At 66.8% G+C, this 19,773-nt stretch carries 20 protein-coding genes; 10 read left to right on the top strand and 10 right to left on the bottom strand.

What is annotated here, in order from left to right; all coding sequences use genetic code 11:
• Position 1: 1 nt before the first annotated feature.
• The gene (locus tag ACOI2T_RS26720; RefSeq protein ID WP_067854759.1) at positions 2-391 is read right to left on the bottom strand and encodes a WhiB family transcriptional regulator; all 390 of its coding nucleotides are present in this window, start codon (positions 389-391) and stop codon (positions 2-4) included.
• Between the two features lie 293 nt (positions 392-684).
• On the opposite strand from ACOI2T_RS26720, the gene cofD reads away from it, so the two are divergent.
• Genes cofD through ACOI2T_RS26735 form a run of 3 tightly spaced genes read left to right on the top strand, consistent with a single transcriptional unit; the run spans position 685 to position 3,580 of the window.
• Positions 685-1,677 (top strand): 2-phospho-L-lactate transferase, encoded by a 993-nt coding sequence (gene cofD / locus ACOI2T_RS26725; protein WP_409504463.1) that lies wholly within the window; start codon positions 685-687, stop codon positions 1,675-1,677.
• Positions 1,674-3,044: a coenzyme F420-0:L-glutamate ligase gene (locus tag ACOI2T_RS26730; protein WP_409504464.1), complete on the top strand. Its 1,371-nt coding sequence runs from the start codon at positions 1,674-1,676 to the stop codon at positions 3,042-3,044. Before cofD ends, ACOI2T_RS26730 begins: the two co-directional genes overlap by 4 nt.
• Positions 3,041-3,580: an NUDIX hydrolase gene (locus tag ACOI2T_RS26735; RefSeq protein ID WP_409504465.1), complete on the top strand. Its 540-nt coding sequence runs from the start codon at positions 3,041-3,043 to the stop codon at positions 3,578-3,580. Before ACOI2T_RS26730 ends, ACOI2T_RS26735 begins: the two co-directional genes overlap by 4 nt.
• On the opposite strand, the gene manB is transcribed toward ACOI2T_RS26735, so the two are convergent.
• Genes manB through rfbD form a run of 3 tightly spaced genes read right to left on the bottom strand, consistent with a single transcriptional unit; the run spans position 3,577 to position 6,442 of the window.
• Complete coding sequence (manB, locus tag ACOI2T_RS26740) at positions 3,577-4,653, bottom strand: mannose-1-phosphate guanylyltransferase ManB (RefSeq protein WP_198538968.1); 1,077 nt, start codon at positions 4,651-4,653, stop codon at positions 3,577-3,579. The two genes, ACOI2T_RS26735 and manB, sit on opposite strands and share 4 nt — an antisense overlap.
• A gap of 11 nt (positions 4,654-4,664) precedes the next feature.
• Positions 4,665-5,567: a glycosyltransferase family 2 protein gene (locus ACOI2T_RS26745; RefSeq protein ID WP_067854692.1), complete on the bottom strand. Its 903-nt coding sequence runs from the start codon at positions 5,565-5,567 to the stop codon at positions 4,665-4,667.
• Complete coding sequence (gene rfbD / locus ACOI2T_RS26750) at positions 5,564-6,442, bottom strand: dTDP-4-dehydrorhamnose reductase (protein WP_067854694.1); 879 nt, start codon at positions 6,440-6,442, stop codon at positions 5,564-5,566. Before rfbD ends, ACOI2T_RS26745 begins: the two co-directional genes overlap by 4 nt.
• A 67-nt stretch (positions 6,443-6,509) precedes the next feature.
• Here rfbD and ACOI2T_RS26755 point away from each other — a divergent pair, with 67 nt between their 5' ends.
• The 3 genes from ACOI2T_RS26755 (at position 6,510) to ACOI2T_RS26765 (ending at position 9,196) form a co-directional block, all read left to right on the top strand.
• Positions 6,510-7,994, top strand: a complete 1,485-nt coding sequence (locus tag ACOI2T_RS26755; protein WP_409504466.1) for an LCP family protein — start codon at positions 6,510-6,512, stop codon at positions 7,992-7,994.
• Positions 7,991-8,698, top strand: coding sequence for a TIGR03089 family protein (locus tag ACOI2T_RS26760; RefSeq protein WP_409504667.1), 708 nt, complete (start codon positions 7,991-7,993; stop codon positions 8,696-8,698). Before ACOI2T_RS26755 ends, ACOI2T_RS26760 begins: the two co-directional genes overlap by 4 nt.
• A gap of 150 nt (positions 8,699-8,848) precedes the next feature.
• Positions 8,849-9,196 (top strand): hypothetical protein, encoded by a 348-nt coding sequence (locus ACOI2T_RS26765; RefSeq protein WP_409504467.1) that lies wholly within the window; start codon positions 8,849-8,851, stop codon positions 9,194-9,196.
• Between the two features lie 75 nt (positions 9,197-9,271).
• On the opposite strand, the gene ACOI2T_RS26770 is transcribed toward ACOI2T_RS26765, so the two are convergent.
• On the bottom strand, positions 9,272-10,441 hold the full coding sequence (locus ACOI2T_RS26770; RefSeq protein WP_409504468.1) for an acyl-CoA dehydrogenase: 1,170 nt from the start codon (positions 10,439-10,441) through the stop codon (positions 9,272-9,274).
• A 130-nt stretch (positions 10,442-10,571) separates the two neighbouring features.
• Between ACOI2T_RS26770 and ACOI2T_RS26775 the strand changes: the two genes are divergently transcribed.
• On the top strand, positions 10,572-11,225 hold the full coding sequence (locus ACOI2T_RS26775) for a TetR/AcrR family transcriptional regulator (protein ID WP_409504469.1): 654 nt from the start codon (positions 10,572-10,574) through the stop codon (positions 11,223-11,225).
• A 16-nt stretch (positions 11,226-11,241) separates the two neighbouring features.
• On the opposite strand, the gene purE is transcribed toward ACOI2T_RS26775, so the two are convergent.
• Together purE and ACOI2T_RS26785 are read right to left on the bottom strand one after the other, a co-directional pair.
• Positions 11,242-11,757: a 5-(carboxyamino)imidazole ribonucleotide mutase gene (gene purE, locus ACOI2T_RS26780; protein ID WP_409504470.1), complete on the bottom strand. Its 516-nt coding sequence runs from the start codon at positions 11,755-11,757 to the stop codon at positions 11,242-11,244.
• Positions 11,747-12,907, bottom strand: coding sequence for a 5-(carboxyamino)imidazole ribonucleotide synthase (locus tag ACOI2T_RS26785; RefSeq protein ID WP_421877419.1), 1,161 nt, complete (start codon positions 12,905-12,907; stop codon positions 11,747-11,749). Before ACOI2T_RS26785 ends, purE begins: the two co-directional genes overlap by 11 nt.
• A 168-nt stretch (positions 12,908-13,075) precedes the next feature.
• Between ACOI2T_RS26785 and ACOI2T_RS26790 the strand changes: the two genes are divergently transcribed.
• Positions 13,076-13,753, top strand: a complete 678-nt coding sequence (locus ACOI2T_RS26790) for a GtrA family protein (RefSeq protein WP_409504471.1) — start codon at positions 13,076-13,078, stop codon at positions 13,751-13,753.
• On the opposite strand, the gene ACOI2T_RS26795 is transcribed toward ACOI2T_RS26790, so the two are convergent.
• The 3 genes from ACOI2T_RS26795 to ACOI2T_RS26805 form a co-directional block, all read right to left on the bottom strand.
• Complete coding sequence (locus ACOI2T_RS26795; protein WP_409504472.1) at positions 13,708-14,226, bottom strand: PH domain-containing protein; 519 nt, start codon at positions 14,224-14,226, stop codon at positions 13,708-13,710. The genes ACOI2T_RS26790 and ACOI2T_RS26795 overlap by 46 nt on opposite strands.
• A 9-nt stretch (positions 14,227-14,235) precedes the next feature.
• Entirely contained in the window at positions 14,236-15,039 is an 804-nt protein-coding gene (locus tag ACOI2T_RS26800) for a biotin--[acetyl-CoA-carboxylase] ligase (protein ID WP_409504473.1), read from the bottom strand.
• Positions 15,040-15,458: 419 nt separating this feature from the next.
• On the bottom strand, positions 15,459-16,949 hold the full coding sequence (locus ACOI2T_RS26805) for a sugar transferase (RefSeq protein WP_084356394.1): 1,491 nt from the start codon (positions 16,947-16,949) through the stop codon (positions 15,459-15,461).
• Positions 16,950-17,418: 469 nt separating this feature from the next.
• Between ACOI2T_RS26805 and ACOI2T_RS26810 the strand changes: the two genes are divergently transcribed.
• Entirely contained in the window at positions 17,419-18,789 is a 1,371-nt protein-coding gene (locus ACOI2T_RS26810) for a nucleotide sugar dehydrogenase (protein ID WP_234790703.1), read from the top strand.
• Positions 18,782-19,771: an NAD-dependent epimerase/dehydratase family protein gene (locus tag ACOI2T_RS26815; protein WP_409504474.1), complete on the top strand. Its 990-nt coding sequence runs from the start codon at positions 18,782-18,784 to the stop codon at positions 19,769-19,771. The genes ACOI2T_RS26810 and ACOI2T_RS26815 overlap by 8 nt, the downstream gene beginning before the upstream one ends.
• Positions 19,772-19,773 lie beyond the last annotated feature (2 nt).

A 19,773-nucleotide genomic window follows, 5' to 3' on the forward strand; every position in this document is an offset into this window, starting at 1 on the left:
CTCAGATGATGCCGCGCTTGAGGCGTCTGCGTTCCCGCTCTGACAAACCTCCCCAGATTCCGAAGCGCTCATCGTGTGCAAGCGCGTATTCCAGGCAGGCGTCGCGAACTTCGCAACCCTGGCAGATGCGCTTGGCCTCGCGGGTAGACCCGCCCTTCTCCGGGAAGAAAGCCTCCGGGTCAGTCTGCGCGCACAGGGCGCGTTCCTGCCATTGGTCATCTTCGGTTGCCGGATCAACATCAATTTCATCGGGAACCAAACTCAGTTGGGGACGTCCGGTTGCCCCCATCGGTGTCGGCCCGGTGTTGATGTGCGGTGCGTTGTCTACCGAGCCGAGTAGCCGGCCGTCAAACCGGACCACACGATCGAAATCGCCGCTCTCATAAGACATATCCCCCGCCTCCTCACTCGGTCTCGTAGATCCCTCAGTGGAGCCCACTATTGTGATGTGCGGCCATTTCATTCGAACAAATGATCGAATCTCGGTCCGCGACACCGGAATCGGTCACCAACCGAAAAATGACACTGCTGTGATTACACACGTGTTAGCTGCTGGGGTCAAGCGCTGGAACAGGAATTCATACCATCCCGTGATGTCAAATCGGCGCGTCGCAACCTCGGCGTGTCCTGCCCGTGACGACGTCGTTTCCGTGCGCGGCCCCTCAACGCCTAGTGTCGGTCGTTGTGAAGATCACCGTTCTGGTCGGCGGCGTCGGTGGCGCACGGTTTTTGCTGGGCGTGCAGAACCTTCTACGGCTTGGAAGCTTCTCCGACGACCCTGGCAACCCCGGCGAGCACGAACTCACGGCGATCGTGAACGTCGGTGACGACGCCTGGATGCACGGCGTCCGGATCTGCCCCGACCTCGATACCTGCATGTACACCCTCGGCGGCGGCATCGACCCGGAACGAGGCTGGGGGCATCGCAACGAAACCTGGCATGCCAAAGAGGAACTCGCGGCCTACGGAGTCCAACCGGACTGGTTCGGCCTCGGTGACCGCGACCTGGCCACCCACCTTGTCCGCAGTCAGATGCTGCGGGCCGGCTATCCCCTGTCCCAGGTGACCGAGGCGCTGTGTAAGCGCTGGTCACCGGGGGCCCGACTGCTGCCGGTCACCGACGATCGCAGCGAGACACACGTCGTGATCACCGACCCGGCCGACGGCGAGCGCAGGGCCATCCACTTCCAGGAATGGTGGGTGCGCCACCGCGCCAAGGTGCCGTCGCACAGCTTCGCGTTCGTCGGGGCCGAGCAGGCAACCGCGGGCCCCGGCGTAACCGAGGCGATCGCCGAGGCGGACGTCGTGTTGCTGGCGCCGTCCAATCCGGTCGTCAGCGTCGGCCCCATCCTGCAGATACCCGGAATCCGCGGAGCGCTGCGTTCGACCGCGGCCCCCGTCATCGGCTACTCGCCCATCATCGCGGGAAAACCGTTGCGCGGCATGGCCGATGAGTGTTTGTCGATCATCGGCGTCGAGTCCACGTCGGAAGGCGTCGGCCGCTGGTTCGGCGCGAAGTCGGGCACCGGGATACTGGATGGCTGGCTGGTACACGAAGGCGACCACGCCGAGATCGAAGGCGTCGAGGTTCGTGCCGTACCGCTCTTGATGACCGATCCCCCCACCACCGCCAAGATGGTCCAGGCCGGGCTCGACATCGCCGGAGTGACACTGTGACTGGCGAGCACGGCTCGGCCGCGGCGACTGGCGAGCACGGCTCGGCCGACCGCGTCGAGATCCTCCCGGTTCCCGACCTGCCGGAGTTCCGTCCTGGCGATGATCTGGCCGGCGCCCTCGCCGCCGCGGCGCCGTGGTTGCAAGACGGCGATGTGCTTGTTGTCACAAGCAAGGTGGTGTCGAAGTGCGAGGGGCGGATCGTGGTCGCCCCCTCCGATCCGGAAGAGCGGGACACGCTGCGGCGCAAGCTCATCGATGACGAGGCTGTTCGAGTGCTCGCCCGCAAGGGCCGCACGCTGATCACCGAGAATGCCATCGGCCTGGTCCAGGCGGCCGCCGGTGTCGACGGCTCGAACGTGGATTCCACCGAACTCGCCCTGCTGCCCGTCGATCCCGACGGTAGCGCAGCGGCGCTGCGGGACGGATTACGTGACCGACTCGGCGTGACGGTGGGCGTAGTGATAACCGACACCATGGGTCGCGCATGGCGTAACGGACAGACCGACTTCGCAATCGGCGCAGCCGGTTTGACGGTTCTGCACGGCTATGCCGGCGCCCGCGACCGGCACGGCAACGAACTTCTCGTCACCGAGGTCGCCGTGGCCGACGAGATCGCCGCCGCCGCCGACCTCGTGAAGGGCAAGCTGACCGCGATCCCGGTGGCAGTCGTGCGCGGCCTGCACCTGCCCGACGACGGGTCGACGGCGCACACGCTGGTGCGTGCGGGCGAGGACGATCTGTTCTGGCTCGGCACGGCCGAGGCAATCCAATTGGGCCGCAGCCAAGCTCAGCTCCTGCGCCGGTCCGTACGCAGGTTCAGCGCCGAGCCGGTGCCCCACGAGCTCATCGAGGCCGCCGTGGGCGAGGCGCTCACCGCACCGGCACCCCATCACACCCGCCCGGTGCGCTTCGTCTGGGTGCAGGACACCGCGACGCGCACCCGGCTGCTGGACCGGATGAAGGACCGCTGGCGGGCCGACCTCGCGGGTGACGGCAGAGCTCCCGACGCGGTCGAGCGCCGGGTCGGCCGCGGCCAAATACTCTACGACGCACCCGAACTGGTGATTCCGTTCTTGGTTCCGGACGGTGCGCACAGCTATCCCGACGAGGCGCGCACCGCCGCCGAACACACGATGTTCACCGTCGCGGTCGGCGCGGCGGTACAGGCGCTGCTGGTCGCCCTGGCGGTGCGGGACGTGGGCAGCTGCTGGATCGGCTCGACGATATTCGCCGGCGATCTGGTCCGTGCCGAGTTGGACCTGCCCGACGACTGGGAGCCGTTGGGCGCCATCGCGATCGGTTATCCGGACGAGCAACAGCCGCCGCGCGACCCGGTACCCACGGATGGGCTGCTGCTGTACCGATGAGCTTGCACACCTCCGCCGTCGATGTGCTGACCCATTGGCGGACAACCGATCCCGCGCAGGATTCGCTGCGCCACGCCGTGTTGTCGTTTTTGGCCGCCCGGCCAGATGCCTGCTTACGGGAATGCGCGCCCGGACACATCACCGCATCGGCACTCGTCCTCGACCACACCGGAACACAGACCTTGCTGACGCTGCATCCGCGGTTCGGCCGGTGGCTGCAGCTCGGCGGGCACTGTGAGGCCGGCGACGCCGACGTGCACGCCGCCGCACTGCGCGAAGCCGCCGAGGAGTCCGGGATCAGCGGGTTGACCATCGATCCGGAACTGGCCGCACTGCACGTGCATCCGGTGAAGTGCTCACTGGGCGTGCCAACCCGCCACCTCGACCTGCAGTTCCTGGTACGGGCCCCGGAGGGCGCCGAAATCGCCCGCAGTGACGAGTCTTTGGACCTGCAGTGGTGGCCGCTTGACGCGCTGCCCGCCGACACGGACTTCGGTCTGGCCCAGCTTGCGCGAGCCGCCGCCGACGGACGCTAGACGTCCGTCGAGTAGCGGATGCCGCCGTCGGGAATCGCCACCCCGGGCCACACCCTGGCACCGCGCAACAGCTCGCAGCGGGCTCCGATGTCGGCGCCGTCGCCGATCACGCCGTCGCGGATCAGCGCGCGCGGCCCGATCCTGGCGCCGAAGCCGATGATGGAGCGTTCGATCACCGCACCGGCCTCCACGCGCACGCCGTCGAATATCACCGCACCGTCGAGCCGGGCTCCGGCACCGATCTCGGCGCCGCGACCGATCACGGTGCCGCCGATGAGCAGCGCGCCCGGCGCGACCGCCGCGCCCTCGTGCACGAGCGACTCACCGCGGTGGCCGTTGAGTGCGGGCGAGGTTGCGATGCCGCGCACCAGATCTGCCGAACCGCGCACGAAGTCCTCGGGGGTACCCATGTCGCGCCAGTACGACATGTCGACGTATCCGCAGACCCGCAAGCCGTCGGCCAGCAGGCCGGGGAACACCTCGCGTTCGACCGAAAGCGCCCGCCCCCTCGGCAGTTTGTCGATTACCGCCCGCTTGAACACGTAGCAGCCCGCGTTGATCTGATCGGTCGGCGGATCCTGCGTCTTCTCCAGGAACGCGGTGACGAGACCGTCGGGATCGGTCGGCACGCAGCCGAACGCGCGCGGATCGCCGACCCGGACCAGGTGCAGCGTGACATCGGCACGATGCTCGTCGTGCGCTTCCAGCAGCGCGCCGAGGTCGGCGCCCGACAGCACGTCGCCGTTGAACACCATCGCGGTGTCGTAGCGCAGCTTGTCGGCGACGTTGGCGATGGCCCCGCCCGTGCCGAGCGGCTCGGTCTCGGTGACGTATTCGATCTCCAGCCCGAGTTCGGAGCCGTCGCCGAACGCGTCCTCGAAGACCTCGGCCTTGTACGACGTGCCCATCACCACGTGCTTGATGCCCGCCGCCGCGATCCGCGACAGCAGATGCGTCAGGAACGGCAGCCCGGCGGTGGGCAGCATCGGCTTCGGTGCCGAGAGTGTCAGCGGCCGAAGCCGGGTGCCTTGACCGCCGACCAGTACGACGGCATCCACTTCGCCAGGATTGATCCCCGGATTTGTCACTGCAACGCCCCCCTCTTCGACTGCATACGCCGAGACTTTCCAACTACCAGCCCCGCGCGTACGGCCAACGCCCCCCGGATCGTCCACCGCAGCGGCGCTTGCCATACCGCGGGGTACCGATCTGCCAGGAAAGTGTATGTGCTGCGGTGATGGGCGGCCAGGTTTCGCGCCGGGTCACGCCCGGTGGAGTGGCCCTTGTAGTGCAGCACCTCCGCGGACGGCACATAGATGTTGGCCCAGCCCGCCCGGCCGAGCCGGTCGCCGAGGTCGACGTCTTCCATGTACATGAAGTAGCGCTCGTCGAATCCGTCGATCGCATCGAACGCCGCCCGGCGCAGCAAAAGACACGAGCCGGACAGCCAGCCGACCGGACGTTCGCTGGGCTCCTCGCGCTCCTGGCGGTAGGCCGCGGTCCACGGATTGGATTTCCAGAACGGGCCGACCACCGCGTGCATGCCGCCCCGGACGAGGCTCGGCTGATGGCGCGCCGACGGGTAGACCGAACCGTCGGGGTCGCGGATCAGCGGACCGAAGGCGCCCGCATGCGGCCAGCGGTCGGCGGCTTCCAGCAGCAGGTCGATCGAATGGGGCCCCCACTGCACATCGGGGTTGGCCACCACGAAGAACTCTGCGCAGTCGGTGTCGGGCGAGATTTCTGCCGCCGCGCGGTTGACCGCGCTGCCGTAACCGAGATTGGCGCCGGTGCGCAGCAGACGCACGTTCGGATAGCGCTGTTCGGCCTCTTCTGGTGCGCCGTCGGTGGAGCCGTTGTCGGCCATGATGACCGTCACCGGCCGTTCCGTCGCCAACGACAACGACGCCAGAAACCGGTCCAGGTGCGGCCCAGGCGAGTACGTCACCGTCACCACCACGAGCGGGCGGAGGCCTTCCTCAGTCACGGCGTAGAGGGTAGCGGGCCGTCAGGTGACGCCGCCGCGACCGCCGCGACCAGCGCCTCGCGCCATGGTCGTAGCGGGGTGAGCCCGGCCGACACCGATCGCTGGGTCGACAGTGCCGAGTACGACGGCCGCGGCGCCGGCCGCGGGTGCCGGTCGGTACCCACCGGCCGGACCCGGTCCGGGTCCGCGCCGACCGCCTCGAACGTTGCCCGGGCTTGATCGAAGCGACTCGCCGCACCCGCGTTGGCGGCGTGCACGACGGTCGCGTCCACCTCGCCGTCGGCGACCTGCAGCAAGGCCGTGACCAGGTCACCGACGTACGTGGGTGACCCGATCTGGTCGGCGACGACGTCGACCTGCCGGTCCTCGGCCGCGAGCCGGCGCATGATTGCCACGAAGTCGCCACCGTCGGCCCCCTCGTACACCCACGCGGTGCGCACGATGTGCGCATCGGGCTTGGCGGCCAGCACGGCCCGCTCCCCCGCGAGCTTGGTGCGGCCGTAGACACTGACCGGTCCGGTCGGGTCGTCGACCTCGTAGGGCGTGTGACGGTCGCCACCGAATACGTAGTCGGTCGAGATGTGCACCAGCCCGGCGCCGACCGCCGCACAGGCCTCGGCCACATTCCCGGGGCCGACGGCGTTGACCGCGTGTGCCCTGGCCTCGTCGGCCTCGGCCGCGTCGACCTGCGTGTAGGCCGCGCAGTTGATCACCACGTCGCCGGCAGCAACGAAATGCCGTACCGCGCCTGCGTCGGTGATGTCACATTGCGCCGAGGTCAGCGCCAGCACGTCGCGACCCCGCTGACGGGCCTGATCAGCCAATACTCGCCCGACCAAGCCGCCTGCCCCGGTGATGACAATCCGCTGCGACATGCGACCGAGTCTGGCACGCCGGTCCGCGTTACCCGGCTCACGTGCACCCCGCAAGTAGCCTGGGCAGGTGCCGATCCACCTACTCCGAACCATTGCTGTGGCCGCAGCGTCAGCCGTGGTGCTCGGGACAGGTGTGGCCTGGACCCAGATCCGCTCGTTCGAATCAGGCATCAATCACATCAGTTCGCCGGCCCTCGGCGAGGGTGGCGAGGACGGCGCGATCGACATCCTGCTGGTCGGGATGGACAGCCGCACCGATGCGCACGGCAACCCGCTGTCCGCCGAAGAACTCGCGACGCTGCGAGCCGGTGACGACGTGTCGACCAACACCGACACGATCATCCTCATCCGCATCCCCAACAACGGGAAGTCGGCCACGGCCATCTCGATTCCCCGCGACTCCTACGTCGAGGCGCCGGGGTGGGGAAAGATGAAGATCAACGGCGTGTTCGGCGACGTGAAGCTCGACCGGATGAAACAACTCGTCGAGGTCGAGGGTGAAGACCCCGCCACCGCCGAACCCAAGGCCGTCGAGGCCGGCCGCGAGGAACTCATCCAGACCGTCGCGAACCTCACCGGCGTCACCGTCGACCATTACGCCGAAATCGGGCTGTTGGGCTTCGCGTTGATCACCGACGCCCTCGGTGGCGTCAACGTCTGCCTGAAAGACGCCGTCTACGAACCCCTTTCAGGTGCCGACTTCCCCGCGGGCTGGCAGAAACTCAATGGCCCGCAGGCGTTGAGCTTCGTCCGGCAACGCCACAACCTTCCCCGCGGCGACCTCGACCGCGTCACCCGTCAGCAGGCCGTGATGGCGTCGCTGGCCCACGAGGTGATCTCGAGCAAGACACTGTCGAGCCCGGCCACGCTGGGACGGCTGCAGGACGCGGTCCAGCGGTCGGTGGTGATCTCCGACGGTTGGGACATCATGGATTTCGCCGATCAACTGCAGAAGCTCGCGGCGGGCAACGTGGCGTTCGCGACCATCCCCATCCTGCGCGAGGACGGCTGGAGTGACGACGGCATGCAGAGCGTCGTGCGGGTGGATCCCACCGAGGTCCACGAATGGGTTTCGAGCCTGCTGCAGGACCAGGACGAGGGCAAGACCGACGAGATCTCGTACTCGCCGGACAAGACCACCGTTGAGGTCGTCAACGCGACCGACATCAACGGCCTTGCCGCCGCGGTATCGCATGTGCTGACCACCAAGGGGTTCACGCCGGGCAGCACCGGCAACCACGAGGGTGCTCCGCTGTCCGGCAGCCAGGTGCTGGCCGCCAAAACCGATGACCTTGGTGCTCAGGCGGTTTCGAAGGATCTCGGCGGTCTGCCGGTCAACGAGGATTCGTCGGTTCCGGCCGGCTCGGTGCGGGTGGTGCTCGCCGACGACTACACCGGTCCCGGTTCCGGGCTCGACGGCAGCGATGTGACGCTCGGAGCGGTCGATCCGGCCGCCGCCGACACGGGCGGTGCGACCGATACGGGCGAGGCCCCACCGCCGCCCTCACCGGTGCTCACCGCGGGATCCGACGACCCGGAGTGTGTGAACTGACGACGACAGTTTCCGCCGCAGTGCTCGACCCGCTGTTGGCGTCGGATCCCGCGGGCCCGCGGATCACCTACTACGACGACGCCACCGGCGAACGCATCGAGCTGTCGGCCGTGACCCTGGCCAACTGGGCTGCCAAGACCGCCAACCTGTTGCGCGACGAGATGGGCGCAGGCCCCGGGACGCGGGTGGCCGTGCTGCTGCCTGCGCACTGGCAGACCGCGGCCGTGCTGTTCGGCGTGTGGTGGATCGGCGCCGAGGTGGTGCTGTCCGGTGCCGCCGACATCGCCCTGTGCACGCGGGACCGGCTCGACGAGGCCGACGACGCGGTGAGCGGCGGCGAGGTCGCGGTGCTCTCGCTGGACCCGTTCGGTAAACCGGCCGCCGACCTGCCCATCGGTGTCACCGACTACGCGACCTCGGTCCGGGTGCACGGCGATCAGATCGTTCCCGAGCGTCAGCCGGGGCCTGCCCTCGACGGCCGGTCGGTCGCCGATGTGCTGTCCGCTGCCCGGACTTCGGCAGCCGCACAGGAATTCACCGGCGCCGATCGCGTGCTGTCGACGGCGGCCTGGGACGACCCTGACGCGTTGGTGGCCAACCTGCTCGCGATCTTCGCCGTGGGCGCATCCCTTGTGCAGGTCGCCAATCCCGAATCCGGCGCGCAGGAGCGGCGCCGGCAAATGGAGAAGGTCACCCGCGGCTGACGCCGCGCAGTTGGTCGTTCACACCCGCTTCTCAGGTTTTTGCAGTACCTTTGGTCACGTTCGTGACATGTTCGCGAGACCGGACCATGCGGTTTTTTGCATCGGATGGTTCACCACAGCCAACATCACCACAAGTGACTCAGGACCCCGATGGGCTCGACCCTAGCCGCGATCATCACGTTACTGGGACTGCTCGGATGGCACCTGCGAACGCGCCGCCACCCGAGCTGGTCTGTCAGTTCCGACGCGCGGTTCTACATCTACAGCGGCTACCCGCTCGTGGCCATCGCGGTGTTCTGGTTGACGAAGGCGACCACCGGAACCGATTGGGAATGGGTGATCGGCAACGTGTGGGCGTTCGCCGCGATGGTGATGTTCGTGCGCGGGTTCAACGCACTCAGCGTGACGACCGCACAGCAGTACACGACGTCGCGCACCATCGAGTCCATCGAGAAGTCACGCGAGGCCAACGGCGCGCAGACCCGGCGACCCGACTAGATACCCCTCCGGCGAGCAGACGCGCAGGTACCCGAAAACCGCGTTGTGCGGGTACCCGCGCGTCTGCTCGTGAAGTTACTTGAGCAGCGCGCGGCTCATGACGACGCGCTGGATCTGGTTGGTGCCCTCATAGATCTGGGTGATCTTGGCGTCGCGCATCATGCGTTCGACCGGGAAGTCGGCCGTGTAGCCGGCCCCGCCGAACAGCTGCACGGCATCGGTGGTGACCTCCATGGCGATATCGGAGGCAAAACACTTCGAGGCCGCCGAGATGAACCCGAGATTGCCCTCACCGCGCTCGGCGCGGGCCGCGGCGTGATAGACCATCAACCGCGCGGCCTCCAGCTTCATCGCCATGTCGGCGAGCATGAACTGCACGGCCTGGAAGTCACTGATCGCAGTGCCGAACTGCTTGCGCTCCTTGGTGTAGGCGATCGCCGCATCCAATGCGCCCTGTGCGATACCGACCGCCTGCGCCCCGATCGTCGGACGCGTGTGATCCAACGTCGCCAGTGCGGTCTTGAAGCCGGTGCCCGGCTCACCGATCATCCGGTCGCCCGGCACGCGGCAGTTCTCGAAGTACAGCTCGGTGGTGGGGCTGCCCTTGATACCGAGCTTGCGCTCCTTCGGGCCGACCGAGAAGCCCTCGTCGTCGATGTGCACCATGAACGCCGAGATGCCGTTGGCGCCCTTGTCCGGGTCGGTCACCGCCATCACCGTGTACCACGACGACTTGCCGCCGTTGGTGATCCACGCCTTGGTGCCGTTGAGAATCCAGTCATCGCCATCGGCCTTGGCGCGCGTGCGCATACCGGCCGCGTCACTGCCCGCCTCGCGCTCGCTCAGCGCGTAGGAGGCCATCGCCTCACCCGACGCGAGCGACGGCAGCACCTTCTTCTTCAGATCGTCCGAGCCGCGCAGGATCAGGCCCATCGTGCCGAGCTTGTTGACCGCGGGGATCAGCGACGCCGACGCATCGACCCGCGCGACCTCTTCGATCACGATGCAGGCCGCCACCGAGTCCGCGCCCTGGCCGCCGTATTCCTCGGGCACGTGCACCGCGTTGAACCCCGACGCATTCAGCGCATCCAACGCCTCCTGAGGGAACCGCGCCTGCTCGTCGACCTCGGCGGCATACGGGGCGATCTCCTTCTCGGCCAACGCCCGGATCGCCGCACGCAGCTCCTCATGCTCCTCCGGCAACTGGAACAAATCGAAAGACGGATTGCCGGCCCAACCAGCCATGGTCATCTCCTCAGCGCTCGTGGCTCTCTTGGTTCATCGTTGCCCGGGCTGCACATCGAGTACACGCCCTGCTACTTTTGGTACTCAGTACCATAGCATCGGCACTCAGTACCCAAGGGAGAATGCACGTATGCCCAGCCTTCCAAGCACCCGGGAGCGCCTGGTGGCCGCGGCATTCGACCTGTTCGAAGAACGTGGATACGAGGCGGCCAGCGTCGATGAGATCGCGGCCCGGGCCCAAGTGGGGCGCACCACCGCATTTCGCCAGTTCGGATCGAAAGAAGCCTTGATCTTCCCCGATCACGAGGCATTGCTGCGTCGCGCCGACGAGAGACTGTCGACGGTGCCCGCCGATGCGCTTCCTGCCGAAGTCATCGCGGTGGCAACCTCGGTGTTCGAGCACTACCTCGCCGAGGGCGAACGTGCCAGGACGCGGTACCGGCTCACTCGGTCCGTACCTGCCCTGCGCGACTTCGAAACGGCCGTGGTGTCGCGATATGCCCGGCTGTTCACCAAACACCTGCGATCCGCGAAGACCGAGGATTGGACCGCGGACCTGCGCGCAGAACTATTCGCCAACGCCGTGGTCGCCGCACACAACCACGTTCTGCGCCGCTGGCTGCGCGGCGACGCGACCAACCCGCGGTCGGACCTGGCCGAGGCGCTGGCCGCGACATGGCCGATCTACCGCGGCGGCGGCGGCCGCACCGCGGTTGTCGTGATGTCGACCGATGAACCGATCGAGTCCCTGACACCCCGCCTTCGCGAGCTGATCGGGGATTGACTCCGAGCGCGGGCCGCTAGTCGTCACCCAACAGGCGATCACGCAGGGCAGCGTCCTTGGCCAGCACCGTGGCTTCCAGGTCGGCCTGGAACTTCACCATCCGCGCCCGCAGCCCGGCGTCGGCGGAACCAAGGATGCGCACGGCCAGCAAGCCCGCATTGCGTGCTCCGCCAATGGAAACCGTGGCCACCGGCACCCCCGCAGGCATCTGGACGATCGACAGCAGCGAGTCCATACCGTCCAGCCGGGCCAACGGAACCGGTACACCGATCACCGGCAGCGGTGTCGCCGAGGCCACCATGCCCGGCAAGTGTGCCGCGCCGCCCGCGCCTGCGATGATCACCTCGATGCCGCGGTCGGCCGCGGTCTTCGCGTAGTCGAGCATCCGGCCGGGTGTCCGATGCGCCGAGATCACCCCGACCTCGAACGGCACCTCGAACTCGGCAAGCGCCTCGGCGGCATCCGACATCACCGACCAGTCGCTGTCGCTGCCCATGATCAACCCGACCCGTGCCGCCGCGTTACTCGCCATGTTCATCCCATCCATCGGTCCACTCCGCATGCGAAAGCCAGTGTGCGGCACGGACTGCCCGCTCCCGCAGATCGGCCATGTCCGTCCCGATCACGTTGACGTGTCCGATCTTGCGACCGGGCCGCTCGCCCTTTCCATATAGATGGACCTTGGCCTCGGGCATGCGCGCGAACAGGTGGTGCAGCCGTTCGTCCATCGACATCTCGGGAGTCTGCGGGGCACCGAGCACGTTGGCCATCACCGCGGCAGGCGCGATGGCTGCCGTATCGCCCAACGGGTAGTCGAGGACGGCGCGCAGGTGCTGCTCGAACTGGCTCGTCACCGCCCCGTCCATGGTCCAGTGCCCGGAATTGTGCGGTCGCATGGCCAATTCGTTCACCAGCAGCTCGCCGCCCGTCGTCTCGAACAACTCGACCGCGAGCACCCCGACCACGCCCAACTCGTTGGCCAGGCGCAACCCGAGTTCCTGTGCGGCTGAGCCCAATTCGTCAGACAGTCCGGGTGCGGGCGAATACACCTCGACGCAGATCCCGTCGCGCTGCACGGTTTCCACCACGGGCCAGGCCGCACCTTGCCCGAACGGCGAGCGTGCCACAAGCGCGGCGAGTTCGCGACGCATCGCGACGCGTTCCTCGGCCAGCAGTGCGACGCCGTCGGCGAGGTAGCGCTCGACGATCTCGCGGGCCTGCGCGAGGTCGTCGGCCATCATGACGCCCTTGCCGTCGTAGCCGCCGCGGACGGTCTTGATCACCACCGGGCCGTCGATGAGCCGCACGAACTCTTCGATGTCGGCGACCGACCGAATGTCGGCGAACCGCGGAACCGGCGCGCCGAGATCGTGCAGCCTGCGCCGCATCAGCAACTTGTCCTGGGCATGCACGAGCGCCTGCGGAGGCGGCGCGACCGTGACGCCCTCGGCCACCAATTGCTCCAGGTGCTGGGTGGGGACGTGCTCGTGGTCGAACGTCAGCGCGGAGGCGCCCGACGCGGCCCGGCGCAGCGCGTCGAGGTCGGTGTGCTGCCCGATGACGACGTCGGGGGTCACCTGGGCAGCGGGTTCGTTTGGTCCGGTGGCCAGCACCCGCAGAGTCTGGCCGAGTGCGATCGCCGCCTGGTGAGTCATCCTGGCGAGCTGACCGCCACCGATCATCGCTACGACCGGTGGTTGCTTGGGAGTAGTCGGCACGCCGTCCATCGTTTCATGCCGCTCGCTCATGCCAATCGTGTCCTCACCGTGACCGGCGCATTGACCTGCGGTTAAGGTGGGGCTGCGCAGCGATGCGGCATCGCGACGCGCGCTTACGTACACTGCCTACCTGTGTCCTTCGCTGATGCGACGATCGCGCGACTGCCGCGATTCATCCGTCCGTACGCCGAACAGCATCACGAACTGATCAAGTTCGCGATCGTCGGCGCGACGACGTTTGTCATCGACTCAGTGATCTTCTACACACTCAAGCTCACCGTGCTCGAGCCCAAGCCGGTCACCGCCAAGATCATCGCAGGCATCGTCGCGGTGATCGCCTCCTACATCCTCAATCGGGAATGGAGTTTCCAGAACCGCGGCGGCCGCGAGCGCCATCACGAGGCCCTGTTGTTCTTCGCGTTCAGTGGCGTCGGGGTGCTGCTGTCGATGGCGCCGCTGTACTTCTCCAGCTACGTGCTGGGGCTGCGCGTGCCCGAGGTGTCGCTCACGGTGGAGAACATCGCCGACTTCATCTCGGCCTACATCCTGGGCAACCTCCTGCAGATGGCGTTCCGCTTCTGGGCGTTCCGCCGTTGGGTCTTCCCCGACGAGTTCGGCCGCGATCCCGACCGGGCCCTCGAGTCGACGCTCACGGGCGGTGGGATCGCCGAGGCGTTCGAGGATCATGCCGAGAAGCAGCGAGCCGATGCCGATGCCGGGACGGTGACTCCGCTGCGCAGGCCGAGCCGCCGCGCGCGGGCGCGTCAGCTGGGTGACTCCTCAGAACCCAGGGTGTCGAAAACTTCGTGATACAGCAGTGAATGCACCTGTTCCACGCGCGGTATGTCGTCGAATTCCAGGGGATCCTGCGACGCCGATTCGATGATCAGTGTTCCGGTGCGTAGCAGCCTGTCGGACAGGCCGTGCCGGAACTCCACGCTGTTGATCCGTGCCAGCGGGATGTCGATGCCCGAGCGCGTGAGGACGCCTTGGCGAAACATCACCCGGCGGTCGGTGATGACGAAGTGCGTCGTCCACCAGTTCAGGAACGGCCAGATCGTCAGCCAGCCGACCACCACGAGCCAGATCACCCCGATCACGATGAACAGCACGTTCTTGGCGGTTGGCTGCCAATCCATGGTGTTCACCACCGCGGCGACGAAGGCCGCGGCCGCGCTCGCGAGGACCAGCACGAACACCGCGCCGATCAGGCGTTTCCAGTGCGGGTGCCGATGCAGGACCACCTGCTCGTCGTTGGCCAGCACGTTCTCCGGGTACCCCACGGCAGAACTCTACGACTCCAGCCGACGCAGGTGCGTGATATCACCGGCCGACACCGTGACCCGGTCGGTGCCGGTGTCGATCACCAAGCGGCCCAGCTCGTCGACGGCCTCGGCGACGCCGTCCACGGTGCGGTCGCCGGGCAGGAGCGCCCGCACACTGCTGCCGATTGTGACGCTGCGTGCGCGATAGTCGGCGGCCAGGGCCGGATCGCCGGTGCGCCAGCTGTCGATCCGCGTCGCAAGGTGGCGAAGCAGAGCCTGGGCCAAGCGGTTGCGGTCCAAGCCCGGCTCGGTGGCACCGAGCTGTGCCAGTGACACCGCACGCGGATCCGGCGCCTCATCGGCGGTCATCGTCACGTTGATCCCGAGTCCGACCACGACGACCGGCGCCGGCGACGCCACCTCGGCGAGAATGCCGACGAGCTTGCCCGCCGATTCGGGCGGGCCGACGAGTACGTCGTTGGGCCACTTGAGGCCGGCACCGATGCCGGCGACCTCGTCGACGGCGTCGACGACCGCGACGCCGGTCGCCAGGGGCAACCAGCCCCACGTGGCCGCCGGAACTCCGGTGGCGTCGACCCCGAACGAGAACGCCAGCTGGGACCGGGCGGGCGCCGACCACTGCCTCCCGTGTCTGCCGCGGCCCGCGTTCTGGTATTCGGCGAACAACACCGCGCCCGTGATGTCTTCACCACCCGCGGCCCGGGCGAGCAGGTCGGCGTTGGTGGAGCCGGTTTCTTCCACGACGTCCAGTTGCCGCCAGGGCTTGCCCAGGTGGCTGCGGAGCAGGTTCACATCCAGAGGTGTTCGCATGTCACCAGCCACAATAGAACCTGCACATCGCCGCGCCGCCGCCCGGTCGGGGGTGGGTGGCCTACGCCGAGCCGGTACCTGCGCCCAGTATCGAAACCGTCCGCAGCACAACGCTTTCCACTACATACTGCTCCTGCCCGGCCAAACCCTGTGGCGCTCAAGCAATGTGAATGCTGGATGCGTGGTGAGCCGAAATCGGTTCTCACACAGGCACTGCAGCATCCGATCGCACGCGCGACGTCGCGACGATCGAGCGAAGCCGTGTCGCCACTCGAGCACTTCCCCCACGTGCGATTTCGGCTCGAAATAGCCGACTCAGGCAATCGCGTGGGTGGGTATTGACCAAAAATGAAGGGCAGGTTACACGCACATATCGCAAATTCAGCCGTGCATCATTGAAGTTTGCTGAAATTGCGGAATTAGTACGCGCCAGAACCGGCGACCATCGCTTTGACGGTCTTTACGACGATCAGTAGGTCACCGACCATCGACCAGTTCTCGACATAGAACAGATCCAGCCGTACCGAGTCCTCCCACGACAGGTCCGAGCGTCCGCTGACCTGCCAGAGCCCCGTGATACCCGGCAGCACGAGCAAACGCCGCTTGACGTAGTCGTCGTAGGTGTTCACCTCGCGCGCCAGTGGCGGTCGCGGACCGACGACGCTCATGTCCCGCTTGAGCACGTTGATGAACTGCGGGAGCTCGTCGATGCTGTACTTGCGCAGGAAGCGGCCGACGGTCGTGACGCGCGGATCCTTGCGGATCTTGAACAGCACGCCCCCCTCGCTCTCGTTGAGCTCGGCGAGCGAATCGACCATCTGGTCGGCGCCGTCGACCATGGTGCGGAACTTGATCATCTCGAACGGCTCACCGTCCAGGCCGATGCGTTCGGAGCGGTAGAACACCGGCCCCCGGCTGGTGAATTTGACCGCGGCGGCAACCGCGAGCAGCAGCGGCAGCCCGAGCAACAGGACCAGGCTGGCGAAGACGACGTCGAACGCCCGCTTCTGGAACCGCTTGGCCCCGTTGTACTGCGGCTTCTCGACGTGGATGAGCGGGAACCCCGCCACCGGACGCATGGTCAGGCGCGGACCCGCGACGTCGACGACGCCTGGCGCGACCATGAGATCGATGTCCAGGTTCTCCAGTTCCCAGGACAGATCGCGGATGCCGCGCCCGTCGAGGCGTTCCGTTGCCGTCAGCGCAACCGCATCACACCCGGTCTCGGCCAACGCGTCGACGACGTCGGTCTCGTCGCCGTGCACCGGCACCAATCCGACCCCGGGCACATCGATCTTGCTGCGGTGATAGAGCCCGGGCACGCACGCACCGACCACCTGGTAGCCGGCTTCGGGGTCCCGCGCGATCGACTGCACGAGATCCTTGACGGCAGGTCCGTTTCCGACGACGAGCACCTTGGTCATGCAGCTGCCGAGCTTCTTGCGGCGCGCGGCGACGATGCGCCTGGCCGCGAATCGGCCGAGCAGCAGAAACACGACGCCCGCGGGCAGCGCGATCATCAGGTAACCGCGGGCGATGTCGAGCTTGAACAACATCGACACGATGGCCACGCCGCCGAACACCGAGATGGTGGCCAGCCATACCCGCCGGTACTCCTCGGCGCCAGCGCCGATGATCCGCGGCGACCGCGTCCGATAGATCGACAGCAGCAACAGCCACACGCCTGCGATCGCAAGCGACACCGTGGTGTAGTCGAAGTCCCGGTACGTGGCAGCCGTTCCCGGCAAACCGCCGAAGCGCAGCCACTGCGCGATACCCACGGCGGCCACCACACCGAACAAGTCGACGGCTACCAATCGGCGCGCGTAAGTATGGCGCCATAAGCCGGGCCGGAGTCGCGGCTCCGCGGCTTTTGCTGCAGCGCCGGATTCCACATTCGCAATACTCAATTTGTCCCCCTCTTAGTCCCCCAGGACCGGACAGTCTCATATCCTGTCAAGATATTGCCGGTTTCGCTCGCCGAGTGGGTAATCATTGGCTTAATTCCCCGGGCGGCGGACACCCTCCAGATCGTCCCCCACTTTGTCGCAATAGTGCCATGCACCAGCGACGAACGGATCATCACGAATTTTTTTCGACGTGGCGCGACTCGCAACTCGTAGCAGAATGGGCATTCCAGCAATGACATTCGAACGGGCGGCCGGGTCGCTAACCTGCACAACTCCCGGATTACGGTCGTATAGCGACAAATTCGCCACCGACCGGCACGAGCTCGGCCGCGCCGATACGGCGCGTCGGGGGCCGTGCAGCGGTGGAAGAGCGGCTGAATTTCCGACAAGATGTCCGCTAGAACAGCGGCCCCAATGACGTGGATGAGATCTTCACTGCCGCATTCTGGACTCAGGGAGGGGACCCGGGGTGGTCGAGCGCATCAACACAGGAGACGGAACAACCGGTGCAACTTTCGACATCGGCATCGTCGGCCTTGGCTATGTCGGGCTGACACTCGGCACCGTCCTGGCCGAGGCGGGCACCAAGGTGGTGGGTGTCGAACGGCGGGCCGAGGTCGTCGACCTGACCAACAATGGCGTGCCGCACTTCTCGGAATCAGGCCTGCCAGAGGCACTTTCGCGGGTCACGCGGTCCGGCCGGCTGGTGGCCATGCAGCAGTTCGACCACAACACGTCGTGTGACACCTACATCATCACCGTCGGCACACCGCTGTCGACGGACGGCGTCGCACGCCTCGACATGATCGAGGCGGCTTCGCGCGAGGTCGCCGAGAACATGCCCGACGGCGCGCTGGTGATCCTGCGGTCGACGGTGAAGGTCGGCACCACCCGCGACGTCGTCTCGCCGATCCTGGCCCAGTCCGGCAAGCGGTTCGACATCGCGATGTGCCCGGAGCGGACGCTGGAAGGCCGAGCGCTCCAAGAACTCCGGGAGCTGCCACAGATCATCGGTGCCGACGACCCGGCGGTCGCCGATCGCGCGGCCGCGGTGTTCCGCCGGCTCACGAGTTCGATCGTCCAGGTCTCCAGCCCGGAGAGCGCCGAGATCGTCAAACTCGTGGACAACACCTATCGCGACGTTCACTTCGCCTTCGCCAACGAGGTGGCACGCGTCTGCGACGCGTTCAATGTCAATGCACACGAGGTGATCTCGTCGGGCAAGCTCGGCTACTCACGCACCAATGTCCCGCTGCCCGGTCTGGTCGGCGGGCCATGCCTGGAGAAGGATCCACACATCCTGATGCAGAGCGCCAAAGGACGCGGCATCGACCTGGAGATCACGTCGGCGAGCCGGCTGGTCAATGAGCGCCAGCCGTATGAGACCGTCGCCTTCATCAGCAGCGAGGTCGAACGCCGCAATCTGCCTTCGCCGCTCAAGATCTCGGTCCTCGGCATGGCGTTCAAGGGCGTACCGGCCACCGACGATCTGCGCGGATCGATGTCGGTGAAAGTGCTCGATGCGCTGAAGAAGGGCCATCCCGACGCCGAGATCAGCGTCTACGATCCGGTCATCGAACCGTCCGATCTCGCGAACGCATTCCCGGATGTCAACACGTGCGGCCGGATCGGCGATGCGGTGAGCGGCGCGTCGGTGGTGGTGATCGCCAACAACCATCCTGCGCTGGGGACGATCTCGCCGCGCACGATCAGCGAGTTCATCACCCCCAACGGGTTCGTCTTCGACTACTGGAACCACTTCAGCCATCTGCCGTCGGCCGAGCTGGGTGACTCCTATTTCGCAGTGGGAAAGAGTGGATTGGTGCCGGTCGATGCCTAAGCGCGTAGTGGTTACCGGCGGCGGTGGTTTCATCGGCGCCTACCTGGTGAAGAGACTGGTCCGCGACGGCTGGGACGTCGCGGTGGTCGACACCATGGTGCGCGGCGATGCCAGCCGATTCGCCGAGGTCGCCGACGATGTCGAGCTGTTCAGCATCGACGTCCGCGACGAGCAAGCACTTTCGGCGGCATTCGCCGGCACCGACGTGATCATGCACCTGGCCGCGATCAACGGCACCGAGAACTTCTACAAGCGCCCGGAATTGGTGCTCGACGTCGGTCTGCGCGGCGCGCTCGCGGTGGTCAACGCCGGCCGTACGGCGGGTGTGCCCGACCTCGTCGTCGCGTCGAGCGCCGAGGTCTATCAGACTCCTGCGACGGTGCCGACCCCCGAGGACGTCGCATTGACGTTGCCCGACAGCCTCAACCCGCGCTACTCGTACGGCGGGTCCAAGATCGTCAGCGAGCTGATCGCGTTCAACTACGCGCAGGAGCACTACCGTCAGGTACAGGTGTTCCGCCCGCACAACGTGTATGGGCCGGACATGGGTTTCAAGCACGTCGTGCCACAGTTCATTCTCCGGGCGCTGCGGAACGGCGACCAAAACCCCGACGGTGCAGTGCCGTTCGAGATTCAGGGGGACGGCACCGAGACGCGGGCGTTCTGCTACGTCGACGACATCGTCAGCGGCGTGCTCACGATGTACGAGAACGGCGGGCACCGCCAGATCTATCACATCGGCAACGACGAAGAGGTCACCATACGTGACGTCGCCGAGCGGATCGGCAAGCTGCTCGGACTCGAACTGGACATCCGGGTGGGCGAGGCAGCCGAGGGCGGCACGCCCCGCAGGTGCCCCGACATCGGCAAGATGAGGTCGTTGGGCTACGAACCACAGACCCCGCTCAGCCGTGGACTCGAGTTGACCACCCAGTGGTACGTCGCGCACCGAAACGACGTTGCCGGCAACGAATTGATGTGAGG

Source organism: Mycolicibacterium wolinskyi str. Jessa 2025 (assembly GCF_049241375.1).
In the GTDB taxonomy this organism is placed as follows: Bacteria; Actinomycetota; Actinomycetes; order Mycobacteriales; family Mycobacteriaceae; genus Mycobacterium; species Mycobacterium wolinskyi.